At 72.5% G+C, this 14,562-nt stretch carries 12 protein-coding genes and 1 riboswitch; of the genes, 4 read left to right on the plus strand and 8 right to left on the minus strand.

Going from position 1 to position 14,562, the window contains the following annotated elements; translation table 11 throughout:
• Positions 1–66 precede the first annotated feature (66 nt).
• The 7 genes from AC07FA_RS05435 to AC07FA_RS05465 form a co-directional block, all read right to left on the minus strand.
• Positions 67–1,425 (minus strand): cobyrinate a,c-diamide synthase, encoded by a 1,359-nt coding sequence (locus AC07FA_RS05435; protein ID WP_479073342.1) that lies wholly within the window; start codon positions 1,423–1,425, stop codon positions 67–69.
• Positions 1,419–2,027: a cob(I)yrinic acid a,c-diamide adenosyltransferase gene (gene cobO, locus AC07FA_RS05440; protein WP_479073343.1), complete on the minus strand. Its 609-nt coding sequence runs from the start codon at positions 2,025–2,027 to the stop codon at positions 1,419–1,421. Before cobO ends, AC07FA_RS05435 begins: the two co-directional genes overlap by 7 nt.
• Positions 2,027–4,069: a putative cobaltochelatase gene (locus AC07FA_RS05445; RefSeq protein ID WP_479073344.1), complete on the minus strand. Its 2,043-nt coding sequence runs from the start codon at positions 4,067–4,069 to the stop codon at positions 2,027–2,029. The genes cobO and AC07FA_RS05445 overlap by 1 nt, the downstream gene beginning before the upstream one ends.
• Positions 4,066–5,736, minus strand: coding sequence for a cobyric acid synthase (locus AC07FA_RS05450; protein WP_479073345.1), 1,671 nt, complete (start codon positions 5,734–5,736; stop codon positions 4,066–4,068). Before AC07FA_RS05450 ends, AC07FA_RS05445 begins: the two co-directional genes overlap by 4 nt.
• The gene (locus tag AC07FA_RS05455) at positions 5,733–6,677 is read right to left on the minus strand and encodes a cobalamin biosynthesis protein (RefSeq protein WP_479073346.1); all 945 of its coding nucleotides are present in this window, start codon (positions 6,675–6,677) and stop codon (positions 5,733–5,735) included. Before AC07FA_RS05455 ends, AC07FA_RS05450 begins: the two co-directional genes overlap by 4 nt.
• Positions 6,678–6,781: 104 nt before the next feature.
• Positions 6,782–6,971: riboswitch (cobalamin riboswitch) on the minus strand.
• 70 nt (positions 6,972–7,041) lie between these two features.
• Entirely contained in the window at positions 7,042–7,272 is a 231-nt protein-coding gene (locus AC07FA_RS05460; RefSeq protein ID WP_479073347.1) for a hypothetical protein, read from the minus strand.
• A gap of 19 nt (positions 7,273–7,291) precedes the next feature.
• Positions 7,292–8,548: an inorganic phosphate transporter gene (locus tag AC07FA_RS05465; RefSeq protein ID WP_479073348.1), complete on the minus strand. Its 1,257-nt coding sequence runs from the start codon at positions 8,546–8,548 to the stop codon at positions 7,292–7,294.
• Positions 8,549–8,825: 277 nt separating this feature from the next.
• On the opposite strand from AC07FA_RS05465, the gene AC07FA_RS05470 reads away from it, so the two are divergent.
• The 3 genes from AC07FA_RS05470 to AC07FA_RS05480 all read left to right on the plus strand — a co-directional run bounded on the left by AC07FA_RS05470 (position 8,826) and on the right by AC07FA_RS05480 (position 12,189).
• Positions 8,826–9,485, plus strand: coding sequence for a class II aldolase/adducin family protein (locus tag AC07FA_RS05470; RefSeq protein WP_479073349.1), 660 nt, complete (start codon positions 8,826–8,828; stop codon positions 9,483–9,485).
• A gap of 79 nt (positions 9,486–9,564) precedes the next feature.
• Positions 9,565–10,692: an alpha/beta hydrolase gene (locus AC07FA_RS05475; RefSeq protein ID WP_479073350.1), complete on the plus strand. Its 1,128-nt coding sequence runs from the start codon at positions 9,565–9,567 to the stop codon at positions 10,690–10,692.
• Between the two features lie 186 nt (positions 10,693–10,878).
• Positions 10,879–12,189: a hypothetical protein gene (locus tag AC07FA_RS05480; protein ID WP_479073445.1), complete on the plus strand. Its 1,311-nt coding sequence runs from the start codon at positions 10,879–10,881 to the stop codon at positions 12,187–12,189.
• 32 nt (positions 12,190–12,221) lie between these two features.
• Here the strand turns inward: AC07FA_RS05480 and AC07FA_RS05485 are convergent, their stop codons facing one another.
• Complete coding sequence (locus AC07FA_RS05485) at positions 12,222–12,635, minus strand: VOC family protein (protein ID WP_479073351.1); 414 nt, start codon at positions 12,633–12,635, stop codon at positions 12,222–12,224.
• 231 nt (positions 12,636–12,866) lie between these two features.
• Here AC07FA_RS05485 and AC07FA_RS05490 point away from each other — a divergent pair, with 231 nt between their 5' ends.
• Positions 12,867–14,465, plus strand: coding sequence for an ABC-F family ATP-binding cassette domain-containing protein (locus AC07FA_RS05490; RefSeq protein WP_479073352.1), 1,599 nt, complete (start codon positions 12,867–12,869; stop codon positions 14,463–14,465).
• Positions 14,466–14,562 lie beyond the last annotated feature (97 nt).

The raw sequence follows: 14,562 nt of genomic DNA on the forward strand, positions 1-14,562 counted from the left end.
CGGCGCCGCCGGACGGACCGCGGCGCCCGCACTCATCCGTTCATCCCCGGTACTTCCCCCTGGAACTCATCCCCGGCACTTCTCCACGAAGCGCCCGGCCACACCGGGCGACGCCGCCCAGTGGGTGTGCAGATAGCTCGCATGCACGCCCCCCTGCACGAACCCTTCCACGCGCCGCTCCGGCTGGTGCATTCCCCAGGCCGGCGTGGCCCCGGCGCCCGGCTCCAGCACCGTCCGGTGGAACTCGTGACCGCGCATCCGGGTCCCCGCCACCGCCAGCACACTGTCCGACACCGCCACCGCCTGCCGGTATCCGAGCGTCAGCCGCTCCGACATCCGGGCCTCCGCGTCCAGCACCCCGCACATCGGCCGGCCGTCCAGCTCGCGCGCCAGATACAGCAGCCCGGCACACTCGGCGGCCACCGGGGCGCCGCTCCGCGCCAGTTCGGTCACCGCCAGCCGCAGGGGCTCGTTCGCCGAGAGCTCCGGCGCGTACATCTCGGGGAAGCCACCCCCCACGACCAGCCCCGAGGTGCCCGCGGGCAGCTTCTCGTCGCGCAGCGGATCGAAGAGCACGACCTCGGCGCCCGCCGCCGTGAGCAGCTCGGCATGCTCGGCGTACGCGAACGTGAACGCCGCCCCGCCCGCAACGGCCACCACCGGCCGCTCACCCGACACCGGTCCGTGTCCCGCGACCGGCTGCGGCTCCCAGACCTCGTCCGGCAGCGGCGGCGCCGAACGGGCCAGCGCCATCAGGGCGTCCAGGTCGCAGCCGGCCCGGACCCGCTCGGCCATCGCCCGTACGGCATCGACGGCGTCCGTGGCCCGCTCGGCCACCGGAACGAGCCCGAGGTGGCGGGACGGCGTCGCCATCTGCGCGGACCGCCGCAGCACCCCGAGCACCGGAAGCCCCGACTCGTCGAGCGCCTCCCGCAGCAGCGCCTCGTGCCGGTCGGACGCCACCTTGTTCAGGATCACCCCGCCGATCCGCACCTGCGGGTCCCAGGAGGCGAAACCGTGCACCAGCGCGGCGACCGAGCGGGACTGCGAGGAGGCGTCGACCACGAGCACCACCGGCGCCCGCAACAACTTCGCCACCTGCGCGGTCGACGCCAGTTCGCCCTGCCCCGAGGCACCGTCGTACAGCCCCATGACGCCCTCGACCACGGCGAGGTCGCAGCCGCTCGCCCCATGGGCGAACAGCGGGGCGATCAGCTCGGGACCGCACATGTACGCGTCGAGATTGCGACCGGGGCGGCCGGTCGCCAGCGCGTGGTACCCCGGATCGATGTAGTCGGGGCCCACCTTGTGCGGGGACACGGCGAGCCCCCGGCCCGCGAAGGCCGCCATCAGACCCGTGGCGACCGTGGTCTTGCCGCTGCCGGACGCCGGGGCGGCGATGACCAGACGTGGAACGCTCACCACTCGATGCCCCTCTGGCCCTTCTGACCGGCGTCCATCGGGTGCTTGACCTTCGACATGTCGGTCACCAGATCAGCGGCCTCGATCAGCTTGTCCGGAGCGTTGCGGCCCGTGATCACCACGTGCTGCGTTCCGGGACGGTCACGCATCACCTGGACCACCTCGTCGGTGTCGATCCAGCCCCAGTGCATCGGGTAGGCGAACTCGTCGAGGACATACAGCTTGTACGTCTCGGCGGCCAGGTCGCGCTTGACCTGCTCCCAGCCCTCGCGGGCCTTCTCCTCGTTGTCAGCGTTGTCGCCGTGAATGCCCCGCTGAACCCACGACCAGCCCTCGCCCATCTTGTGCCAGTCGACGGTGCCGCCCTCGCCGCTCGCGCCGAGCACCTTCAGGGCGTTCTCCTCGCCGACCTTCCACTTCGCCGACTTCACGAACTGGAACACACCGATCGGCCAGCCCTGATTCCAGGCGCGCAGCGCGAGCCCGAAGGCCGCCGTCGACTTCCCCTTGCCGATGCCCGTGTGGACGAACAGCAGCGGCCGGTTGCGCCGCTGGCGGGTGGTGAGGCCGTCCTCCGGCACCGATATCGGCTGTCCCTGTGGCATTACGCGGCCCTCCCGGCTGCAGATACGTCTTTCACGAGCCCGACGATCGTGTCGGCCCGCAGTTCGTCGAGCGTGACGGCGCTGCCGCCGAGATCCCTGGCGAGCTGTCCCGCGAGCCCGAGGCGTACGATCCCCGACTCGCAGTCCACGACGACGGACGCGGTGCCTTCGGCGGCGTGCAGCCGCCCGGCCCGCGCCGCCAGCGCCAGCGGGTCCGGACCGCCCGTGGCCCGCCCGTCCGTCACCACGAGGAGCAGGGGCCGCCGCGAGGGATCACGCAGCCGCTCCACCCGCAGGACGTCGTGCGCCTTCAGCAGTCCCGCGGCCAGCGGGGTGCGCCCGCCGGTCGGCAGCGACTCCAGGCGCGCGGCGGCCGCGTCCACCGACGACGTCGGGGGCAGCACCACCTCGGCGTCCTTGCCCCGGAAGGTGATCAGGCCGACCTTGTCCCGCCGCTGATACGCGTCCAGCAGCAGCGACATCACCGCACCCTTCACGGCGCTCATCCGCTGCCGGGCCGCCATCGACCCGGAGGCGTCCACGACGAACAGCACGAGATTCCCCTCGCGCCCCTCCCGCGTCGCCTGGCGCAGATCGTCGCGCCGGACCACGAGCCCCCGCCCCGACCGGCCCCTGGCCCGCTGGTGCGGTGCGGCCGCCTGCACGGTCGCCGCCAGGTGCAGCTTCGTCAGTGCCCCCTCGGGCCGCCGCGACCCGGTCGTCCGTCCGTGCTCGGTACGCGCCCGGGAGCGTCGCCCCGCCGCCCCCTCGCCGAGACCGGGCACGCTCAGCATCTTGGTGCGAAACGGCTCCGCCGCGCGTACGGGCTGCTGTTCGCCGCCGCCTGACGGCCGGCCCTGTCCGGGAGCGTCGCCGCCGCTCTCCGGCGCGCGCTCCGGCGTGTCGGCCCCGGCGGACCCCTCCGGCCCGTCGGGCCCGTCGCCCTGAGGCGGCACTCCGCCGCCACCACCGCCACCGCCGTCGCCATCCGGCCCGTCGGGGTCCGGGTCGCTGTCGCTCCCGCCCTCGTCCTGGGCGGCGTCCTGGAGCGTGTCGTCCAGCTTGTCCTCGTCGAGCCCCGGCGCGTCGAACGGATTGCGCCGGCGCCGGTGGGGAAGGGCGAGCAGCGCGGCCTGGCGCACGTCCTCGGCGAGCACCTCGTCGCGCCCGGCCCAGGCGGCCAGCGCCGTGGCGGTACGGGCCATGACGATGTCGGCGCGCATCCCGTCCACCTCGAAGGCCGCACAGGTCGCCGCGATCTGCCGCAACACGCCGTCGCCCAGGACGACCTGGGGCAGCAGGGCGCGCGCGGAGGCGATCCGCTCGCGCAACTCCCGCTCCTGGTCCGCCCATCGGGCGGCGAAACCGGCCGGGTCGTCGTCGTAGGCCAGCCTGCGCCGTACGACCTCCACCCGCTGATCGGTGTCACGCGAGGCCGCGACCTCGACGGTGAGCCCGAACCGGTCGAGCAACTGCGGCCGGAGCTCGCCCTCTTCGGGATTCATCGTCCCGACCAGCAGGAAACGCGCCGCGTGCCGTACGGAGACGCCTTCACGCTCCACGTACGAAGCACCCATGGCGGCCGCGTCGAGCAGCAGGTCCACGAGGTGGTCGTGGAGCAGGTTGACCTCGTCGACGTACAGGATGCCGCGGTGCGCGTCGGCGAGGAGACCCGGCTCGAACGCCTTCACACCCTCGGAGAGCGCCCGCTCGATGTCCAGCGCCCCGACGAGCCGGTCCTCGGAGGCCCCGACGGGCAGTTCGACGGTCCGCGCGGCCCGCGGCACACCGCCGGCGCTCTCATGGGGCCCGTCGGGACACGCCGGGTCGGGCACGGCCGGGTCACACGAGAACCGGCACCCCGGAACCACGGAGACCTCGGGCATGAGCGCCGCGAGGGCCCGCACCGCGGTGGACTTGGCGGTCCCCTTCTCCCCCCGCACGAGGACCCCGCCGACGGCCGGACTGACGGCGTTCAGCAGGAGCCCGAGCCGTAGATCGTCCTGCCCGACGATGGCGGTGAACGGATACGGCGTACTCACAAAGTCTCCTTCTCGACATGCGTCACTTGCGACCCGTCCGGCTTCACAGCCGCGTTCCGGGGCGGTTCAAGCCTGTCCGGCGATTGAGGACCGGGGTCCGGGGCGGAGTCCCGGTCACGGGAAGGGGCGGGCAGGGAAAGACCCGCCGCAGGCGCGGCCGCGACCGGCGCCCCCGGCGGCACGAACGGCAGCCCTCCCGGCGCCCCGCCCTCGATCAGCCGCCACAACGCGTCCGTGTCCGCGTGCTCCTCGATCAGATCCCCCAGCCGGTCCAACTGCTCCTCCCGCAGCACCTCGAAGCTCGTGTCGGGCGCGGCCACGAACCGCCGCCCCGCAGCCCGCGCGACCTCCGCCAGGAACCGGCGCCGGAACGCGTCGCTCTCCAGCGACCCGTGCCAGTGCGTCCCCCACACCGCGCCGACCCGGCACCCGTCCAGGAACGGTTCCCCGCCCCGCACATCCGCGACCCCGTGATGGATCTCGTACCCCTCGACGGGCTCCCCGAGCGCCGAACCGACCGGCCTGGCCAGCGTCTTGGCCTTCTCGAAGCGGATACGGACCGGCAGCAGCCCGAGCCCGTCGACGTGCCCGGCCCGCGACTCGACCTCGTCCTCGATGTGCTCACCGAGGACCTGGAAACCACCGCAGATCCCGAGCACCGGGCGCCCCTCGGCGGCCCGCCGCACCAGCGCGTCCGCCAGGCCCCGTTCGCGCAGCCAGGCCAGCGCCTTCACCGTGCCGCGCGTACCGGGCACGATCACCAGGTCGGCGTCGGCCAGCTCCTCGGCCCGGTCCACGAAGCGCACCACGACGCCCGGTTCGGCGGCGAGCGCGTCCACATCGGTGAAGTTCGACATCAGCGGTACGGCGCACACCGCGACCCGCAGGACGTCCTCGCCGTGCGGCGCGGTGACGGCGGACTCCCGTACGGCGCCGCGCAGCGACACCCGCAGCCCGTCCTCCTCGTCGATGCCGAGCCCGTGGGCGAACGGCAGCACCCCGTACGTCCGGCGCCCCGTGAGCTCGTACAGCATGTCGAGGCCCGGCTCCAGCAACGAGACATCGCCCCGGAACTTGTTCACGAGATAGCCGGCGACCAGCGCCTGGTCCTCCGCGCTCAGCAGGGCCGTCGTACCGAAGAACGAGGCGAAGACGCCCCCGCGGTCGATGTCCCCGACCACCAGCACGGGGAAGCGCGCGGCCCGTGCGATGCCCATGTTCACGATGTCCGTACGCCGCAGATTGATCTCGGCCGGACTGCCCGCCCCCTCGCAGATCACGGCGTCATACGTGCCCCGGAGCTGCTCCAGGCAGTCCACGACGGTCCCGAGCAACGACTCCTGCCGCCCCCCGTGGTAGCCGCGTGCGCTCATCTCGCCGACGGGCTTTCCCATCAGGACGACCTGGCTTGAGCGGTCGCTGCCGGGCTTGAGCAGCACCGGGTTCATCAGCGCGGTCGGCTCCACCCGGGCGGCCTGGGCCTGCATGGCCTGGGCGCGCCCGATCTCCGCACCCTCGCGGGTGACGAACGAGTTGAGCGACATGTTCTGCGCCTTGAACGGCGCGACCTTCACCCCCTGCCGTACCAGCCAGCGGCAGATCCCCGCCGTGACGACGCTCTTGCCCGCGTCCGATGTGGTCCCGGCGACCAGCAGTCCGCCGCTCATATCCGTCTCCGTCCCGCGATCAGCCGTCCGGCCACACAGACGCCGAGGGCCAGCGCACTCACCCGGCGCGACAGCCGCACCGCACGTTCGATGTCCGCGGTCTCCACCGCGCGGCCGGCCGCCCCGTTGAGTACCGGCCGGTGTTCGACCCGGCCGCCGTACGCGAGGGTCCCGCCGAGCCGTACGCCGAGCGCGCCCGCGAACGAGGCCTCGACCGGTCCCGCGTTGGGGCTCGGGTGCTTGCCCGCGTCCGCACGCCAGGCCCGTACCGCCTCCCGGGGACGGCCTCCGGCGGCGACGGCGAGCGCGGCGGTGAGGCGGGCTCCGGGCCAGCCGGCGAGGTCGTCGAGACGGGCCGAGGCCCAGCCGTACCGCCGGTACTGGGGCGACTTGTGCCCGACCATGGCGTCGAGGGTGTTGACGGCCCGGAAGCCGACGAGGCCCGGCACTCCGCCGAGCGCTCCCCAGACGAGGGCGCCGACGACGGCGTCCGAGGTGTTCTCGGCGACGGATTCGACCACCGCGCGGGCGATCTGCGGCCCGTCCAGGGAGTGCGGGTCGCGGCCGCACAGATGCGGCAGCCGTTCGCGGGCGATGTCGATGTCCCCGGCGGCGAGGGCGCCGCCGATGGCGCGGGCCTCGCGGCCCAGCGTGGTGCCGCCGATGACGGACCAGGTGGCGGCGGCGGTCAGTGCGACGGCGAGGGCGGGCCGGTCGCGGACGGCACGGGCGGTGAGCGCGGCGGCGCCCGCGGCGCCTCCGGCACAGATCAGCGTGTGGAGCGCGCCCCACCCGCGGTGGTCGCGCCACAGTCGGTTCTCGACCTCCGCGGCGGCCAGCCCGAAGACGGCGACGGGGTGGCCCCGGCGGGGATCACCCAGGACCAGATCGCCGATCAGACCGGCTGCGGCGCCGTACGCGAAGATGCGGTCGGCACGCATGGCTCAGCCCGCCGATGCACGGGACGTTCTGGCGACAGGTGACACAGGATCGGGCGCACAACGGCCAGGCATGGCGTATGTCCTCACTCAGGGTCCGCGCCCTGGTTCGACGTGACCGGCGACGAGAGTCTCCTGGCTTCCGGATCGGCACTTCCCCCGGTCTTCCAGTCCGCGTGCGGACCGTGACTTCCGGTGTGGGGGAGTGCTCCCCGGTGACAGTGGCGGGACCGCGCCGGATTCGCACCGGCTTCCTCTTCTGTCGCCGTAAACGGCACGGGCAGTCCACCACGCTCTGCGAACGCCCGTCAACTCGCCGTTGACCTGCGGGACTCCACGGAGGTCAACGGCGAGGGGATGGTACGGGTCAGGCGACGATCAGATAGATCCCGTAGGCGACCGCCGCGGCGCAGAGCCCGAAGCAGAGGTAGGCGCCGGTGCGGGCCAGTGCGGGAGAGCCACCGGGGCCGCCGGCCGGGGCCGGTGCCGCCTGCTTGGACAGGCCGATGATGCCGAGGGTGAAGAGGCCGACGAGCGCCACGGTTACCACGAGGCTGACGCCGAAGACGGAGGCGAGAGCCGCCCAGTCGATTTTCATGGTGGCAGTTCCCTGACCTTCAGACCGTGGCCGGGTGGGCCGGGTCGGCGGTGGTACCGGCCGGGGCCGGGATGGTGGACTTGATCTCCATGGCCACGGTGCCGGTGGGCGGCGGCGTGACGGCCGCCATGGCCATCGTGACGACACCCGCGGGCTCGGCGTGCTGGCTGTCCGTGACGTTGGTGTGGTCGACCGGCTTGCGGCGCGACAGCAGCCAGATGGCGCCGGAACCCGCGACGAGCAGGACCGCTACGACGGCGACACCCCAGCTGCCCTGCTTGGTGAGGAACTCGGCCCCCGCGCCCACCAGGCCGGCGGCCGGCAGGGTCAGGCCCCAGGCGACGAACATCCGGGTCGCGGTGGACCAGCGGACCACGCCGCCCTTGCGTCCGAGGCCCGCGCCCATGACGGCGCCGGAGCAGGACTGGGTGGTGGAGAGGGAGAAGCCGAGGTGGGAGGAGGCCAGGATGACCGTGGCCGCACTCGTCTGGGCGGCGAAGCCCTGCGGCGGCTTGAGCTCGGTGAGGCCGCTGCCCATGGTGCGGATGATGCGCCAGCCGCCGAGGTAGGTCCCCATGGCGATCGCGACACCCGCGGAGACGATGACCCAGACCGGCGGGTTGGAGCCGGGGGCCAGGACGCCGCCGGTGACCAGGGCCAGGGTGATGATGCCCATGGTCTTCTGCGCGTCGTTCGTGCCGTGGGCGAGCGAGACGAGCCCGGCCGAGGCGATCTGGCCGGCCCGGTAGCCCTTGGCGGTCGATTTCAGCTGCGCCTCGTCGGTGACCTTCCGGTTGATCCGGTACGTCAGCCTGGTGGCCAGCAGGGCCGCGAGGCCGGCGACGAGCGGGGCGGCGATGGCGGGCAGCAGGACCTTGGTGACGACGGTGCCGCCGTCGATCGAGGACCAGCCGGCCGACATGACCGCGGCGCCGATGAGGCCGCCGAAGAGAGCGTGCGAGGAGCTGGAGGGCAGGCCCACCAGCCAGGTCAGCAGATTCCACAGGATGGCGCCGACGAGCGCCGCGAAGATGACCTCGGTTCTGAGGCCGTCCTCGTTGACGATCCCGCCGGAGATCGTTTTCGCGACCTCCACCGACAGGAACGCGCCGATCAGATTGAGAACGGCGGACATGGCCACCGCTGTCTTGGGCTTGAGGGCGCCGGTCGAGATGGTGGTGGCCATCGCGTTGGCGGTGTCATGGAAACCGTTCGTGAAATCGAACACGAGAGCTGTCACGATCACAATCGCAAGCAGCAGTGTGATGTGTTCCATTTACCCAGGCAATCGCTCGACGTCAGTGGCACGTGGACCGTAGGCAACCTGGATGAACGGAAGGTGAACTGGGCGGGGCGCTGTGGTGACCCCAATCGGAGTGCCGCCACTCCGCTTGTGTGGGAGTCGGGGGGCACGGCCCGCCCCACGCCTGGAGGAAGCCATTCCGCGCCGGCTGCTGGGGTGCTATTTCGGCCAATTTCAGGCCCCGAAGAGATCCCGGTCACCTGAGTCACTTCACCGGCGCCCGTCCACCCCGGACTCATAGGATTTCCGTATGAGCGATCAGCATCGGGAAGCGATCCAACGGGCCTGGGACGGCGTGGTCGCGACGGCCCGCAGGACGGCGGCCGACGGCCTCGTCGTCGGGACCTCGGGCAATGTGTCGGCCCGGGTCGGAGACGTCGTCCTGGTCACCCCCAGCGGCGTGCCGTACGACCGGCTCCGGCCCGAGGACGCGGTCGGTGTGGACCTCGAAGGCCGCCAGGTGCTCGGCGACCTGGCGCCCACCAGCGAACTCCCGCTCCACCTGGCCGTATACGACAGCACGGACGCCGCCGCGGTCGTCCACACCCACGCCGTGCACGCCACGGCGGTCTCCACCCTCGTCCCCGAGGTCCCGCTGGTGCACTACGCCTCCGCGATGCTCGGCGGCCCCGTCCGCACCGCGGCCTACGCGCGCTACGGGACACGGGAGCTGGCCGCGAACATGCTCACCGCCCTGCGCGACCGCACGGGCTGCCTGCTCCAGAACCACGGAACGGTCACCTACGGAGACACCCTCGACGAGGCGTTCGACCGCACCGCCCAGCTCGAATGGCTGTGCCGGCTCTGGATCACCGCGAGCTCCGTGCCGGGCCACACGCCGACCCTGCTCTCCAGGGCCCAGCTGAGCGACGTGGAGGAAGCCCTGAAGGGCTACGGCCAGCCGCGCTGAGGTCCCGGGGAGGTGTGCCCGCGGGCATCGGACGGCCCCGCCCACTGGCATCGAGCCGCGGGTACCACGACACTGAAGCATGCGCCCGGCTACAGCGACGGCAGCGGCCGTCACCACGATTCTCGGCGTCGGCTCGGCAGCGGTCGCCGCCGGCCGGTATGCCAGTGACGCCGCCCTCAAGGTGCCGTCCGGACGTCCCTTCCCCGGCGACCGCAGGCTCACCGTGCACTCCACGGCGGCCGGACAGGTCACCCTGACCCGCTCCTTCGCCGCGCTCCGCCCCGGTACGTACGGACTGGTGGGGCCCGGCGTCCACGCCGTCGTCGGCCCGGTGATCGAACAGGCGCGGCACGGCGCCGACACCGTCGTCCGCCGGCTGGAGCGCGTCGTCCACGGAAGCCTGGAACCGGGCGCCAAGGTCCGCATCACTCCCGAGCTGTACAGCGGCGACCCGGGCAGCGCCCTGGGGCTCGACTTCAAAGAGGCCGAGATCCCCGGCGAGCTCGGCGCCCTGCCCGCCTGGTTCGTGCCCGCTCCCCGCGACACCTGGGTCATCACCGTGCACGGCCTCGGGGCCACCCGGGAACACCCCATGAACCTGATGGGCTTCCTGAACGCCCAGCAGCTGCCCGTACTGGACCTGGCCTACCGCGGCGACGCGGGGGCTCCCCGCCCCGCGGACGGCCTCAGCCATCTCGGTGAGTCCGAATGGCGCGACCTGGACGCCGCCATCCGCTACGCCCTGCGCTACGGAGCCGAGAACGTCATCGTCCACGGCTGGTCCACCGGCGCCTCGATGGCCCTGCACGCCGCCGTCAACTGCGCTCTCCGCGACCGCATCAGCGGTCTCGTCCTCGACTCGCCGGTCCTCGACTGGCAGGCCACCCTGCGCGCCCTGGCCGCCGCCCGAGGCGTCCCCGCCGCGCTGCTTCCCCTCGCGGTCCGTGCCGCCCAGGGCCAGACCGGGCTCCACGGCGCCGGGCTGCTGGACACCTCCCTGCCCGAGGCCCTGCGCGTCCCGACGCTGATCTTCCACGGCCCCGACGACACCCTGGCTCCGTGGGCGGCGTCGAAGGCCCTGGCCGAGCTCCGCCCCGGCCTGGTCTCCCTGCACGCCGTGCCGCAGGCTCCGCATGCGGCGATGTGGAATGCCGGCCCGGCACGGTACGAGGAGACGCTCCGGCGCTTCCTCACCCCTCTGATGTGAGACGTTGTGACCGATAGGCCCGGTTGGTGCGCGGCACTCCGGAGGCCTCCACAAACCGTCGAGTCAGCTTCCGTTTGGGCTTTCGGGCCGTCAGAGGCAAGACTGCTCCCCGTGACGTCCCGTACCCCGCGCGACTCCAGGCTGCGACTTGTCCGCCCGCGACCCCTTGCCACCGCCCGCAAGGCCGTGACCACCCGGCGCACCAGGCCGGCCCCCCGCCCTCCCGAGGGCACCCCGCCCCCGGCGGAACTGGCCCGTCAGGCCAGGGCCGTGCTCGCCGACGCCGTACGGATCGCCCACTGGGCGGCGGACGGCGCGAGCCCCGGTACGGCCCCGCTGACCGCCCACGCCCTCGAACGGGCCGCGGCAGCACTGGAACTGTCCCCGGTCCAGGTACGGGCCGGCTGGGACCGCGCCCGGCTCGCCGGCCTGGTCGAGCTGCACGGCGACACCGTGCGCCCCGGCTGGCGGCTGCGTGCCTGGGAACGCGACGACTCCGCCGTGCTCCGCGGCTGGGTCGCGCTCTTCGACGCCTGGTCGCTCGTCCACGCCGCGCCCCGCGACATCGAGGCGACCACCGTCGCCGAGGCGGTCGAGGCGGTCCCTCAGGTGCTCTCCCTGCTCCAGCTCTCGGCGGGCCCGGTCGCGGTGCCCGCTCTCCTCGACCTGCTCGGCCAGCGCGTCGCGGAGCTCCACGAGGAGCGGTGCGAGGTGGCCTACGGCCCGCAGCTGCCCCCCACGTCCTCCGCCGGCCGGCCCGCGGAGGAGTCCGCCGACCTGAACGCGCTGCTGCTCGACTGGGCGCTGGAAGGGCTGGCCGCCGTCGGAGCCCTCACCCTCGGCTCCGGACACGCCACCCTCACCCCGCTCGGCAACTGGGCGGTCTGGGTCAAGCTGGAACAGATCTGCGTCGCCGCCCAGAGCCCGGCCGGAAACATCGAGCAGCCCGCGGCCGACATGCTGCTGGGCTGCGCCCGGCTCACCCCCGGCCCGGCCCGCGCCGAATACCGGGCCTGGCTCGCCGCACGCCCCGTCGGCAGCGCCGTCGCGGAACTGCTCGCCGTGGCCCGCGGCGAGGACGCGCTCCTGCGCGGCCTCGCCTTCGAAGCGCTCCGCGTCGTCGGCGCCCCCGCCGAACCCGTGGTGCGTTCCGTCGTCACCGATGCGTCGCTGCGGCCCTACGCCCTGCTCTGGCTCGCCGAGTACGAGGGCACCGACCCGGACGACGCCCAGGAGGTCCTCAGCCGCGAGGAAGCCACCTGGCTCTGGGTCGACACGGCGGCGGCGGTCGCCGACCACGGCGAGACCGGGCTGCTGGTCCGCCACCTCGACTCCGCCGTCCAGGGCACCGTCCCGGCCCTGCTCGACGAGGTCCGCGCGGTGGGCCACCCGCGCACCGTCCAGGTGCTGGTCGCCCTGGCCGCCGCGCACCCCGACCCCGCCCTGGCCAAGGCCGTGCGCCGCGCCGCCTTCCAGGTCCACACCGGCGGCGCGTGAGCGAGCCCGGACGAACGGCCCCGGGGCCGGGGTCAGTCCGAGGACCCCGGGGCGTACGTACCGAAGCTCCACACGTTGCCCTCCGCGTCCCGGGCCATGTAGTCCCGTGAGCCGTAGTCCTGGTCCGTGGGCGGCATGAGGATCTCCACCCCGTGCTCCACGGCCCGGGCGTGGTGCTCGTCGACCTCGTCCACGACGACGTACACACCGGTCGGCCCCGCCCCCTCCATCGCCTTGGCGAAGACACCCTCACGCCCCTTGGAGCCGAGCATCACCCTGCCGTTGCCGCAGGACAGCTCGGCGTGGAGCACCTGGCCGCCCTCCCCCTCGTACACCGCTTCCTCGGTGAAGCCGAGGGCCTGGGTCAGGGTCCTGATCGCGGCCTTCGCGTCCGCGTACAGAATCGTCGGATAGATGGTCGGTACGCCCTTTGTCGCGCCTGCCATGAAACTCACCCTTTTTTCCGCGTCCCACTGCTCCAGGATGTGATCTGCGTCTCAGTCTTGCACCCGACACTGACACGAGGTGTCGCGGCGGTCCCGCACAGCACGCGGAAAAGAAGTTGCACACCGCCAGTAGAATGGTGCCTATGGCAATTCTCCTTGTGCATTAGACGGCGTCGAGTCGTGCATCCGTAGTCCGCCCTCCGCCGTCCAACCGCCCCTGGAGTTTTCCCCGTGATCACCGCTTCCGGCATCGAGCTGCGCGCCGGCGCCCGCATCCTCATCGAGTCCGCCTCATTCCGTATCGCCAAGGGCGACCGCATCGGTCTCGTCGGCCGCAACGGAGCGGGCAAGACCACGCTCACCAAGTGCCTCGCGGGTGAGGGCACCCCCGCCGGCGGCACCATCAGCCGCTCCGGCGAAGTCGGCTACCTCCCGCAGGACCCGCGCACCGGCGACCTCGACGTCCTGGCCCGCGACCGCATCCTCTCGGCCCGTGGCCTCGACGCCATCCTGCGCAAGATGCGGGAGAACGAGGAGCGCATGGCCAACGGCCAGGGCGCCACCCGTGAGAAGGCGATGAAGAAGTACGAGCGCCTGGAGACGGAGTTCCTCACCAAGGGCGGGTACGCGGCCGAGGCCGAGGCGGCCACCATCGCCGCCGCGCTCAGCCTGCCCGACCGGGTGCTCGGCCAGCCCCTGCACACCCTCTCCGGTGGTCAGCGCCGCCGCGTCGAGCTGGCCCGCATCCTCTTCTCGGACGCCGACACGCTGCTCCTCGACGAGCCCACCAACCACCTCGACGCGGACTCGATCGTCTGGCTGCGCGACTACCTCAAGACGTACCGCGGCGGCTTCATCGTGATCTCCCACGACGTCGACCTCGTCGAGACCGTCGTCAACAAGGTCTTCTACCTCGACGCCAACCGCGCCCAGATCGACGTCTACAACATGGGCTGGAAGCTGTACCAGCAGCAGCGCGAGGCCGACGAGAAGCGCCGCAAGCGCGAGCGTCAGAACGCCGAGAAGAAGGCGGCGACCCTCAACGCGCAGGCCGACAAGATGCGCGCCAAGGCCACGAAGACCGTCGCCGCCCAGAACATGGCCAAGCGCGCCGACCGGCTGCTCTCGGGCCTGGAGGCCGTCCGGGTCTCCGACAAGGTCGCCAAGCTGCGCTTCCCCGACCCCTCGCCGTGCGGCAAGACGCCGCTGATGGCGGAGGGCCTGTCCAAGTCGTACGGCTCACTCGAGATCTTCACCGATGTGGACCTCGCCATCGACAAGGGCTCCAGGGTCGTCATCCTGGGCCTCAACGGTGCGGGCAAGACCACCCTGCTCCGTCTCCTCGGCGGAGCCGAGAAGCCCGACACCGGCGAGATCATCGAGGGGCACGGTCTCAAGCTCGGCTACTACGCCCAGGAGCACGAGACCCTCGACCCGGACCGCACCGTCCTGGAGAACATGCGCTCCGCCGCGCCCGACCTCGACCTCGTCGCGGTCCGCAAGACGCTCGGTTCGTTCCTGTTCTCCGGAGACGACGTCGACAAGCCCGCCGGTGTGCTCTCCGGTGGGGAGAAGACCCGTCTCGCCCTGGCGACCCTGGTCGTGTCCTCCGCCAACGTCCTGCTCCTCGACGAGCCCACGAACAACCTCGACCCGGCCAGCCGCGAGGAGATCCTGGGCGCGCTGCGCACGTACAAGGGCGCCGTCGTCCTCGTCACGCACGACGAGGGTGCGGTCGAGGCGCTCCAGCCCGAGCGGATCATCCTGCTGCCGGACGGTGTCGAGGACCTGTGGGGTGCGGACTACCGGGACCTGGTCGCCCTGGCCTGACCCCTTCCGCGAGGGGCGACGCCGGCTGATCCACTCAATGATCCACTCCGTATGGATCATTCGGCCTACGCGTGATCCATCATCTGTGTGAGTGGCT

This window comes from Streptomyces sp. NPDC045968 (assembly GCF_056430475.1).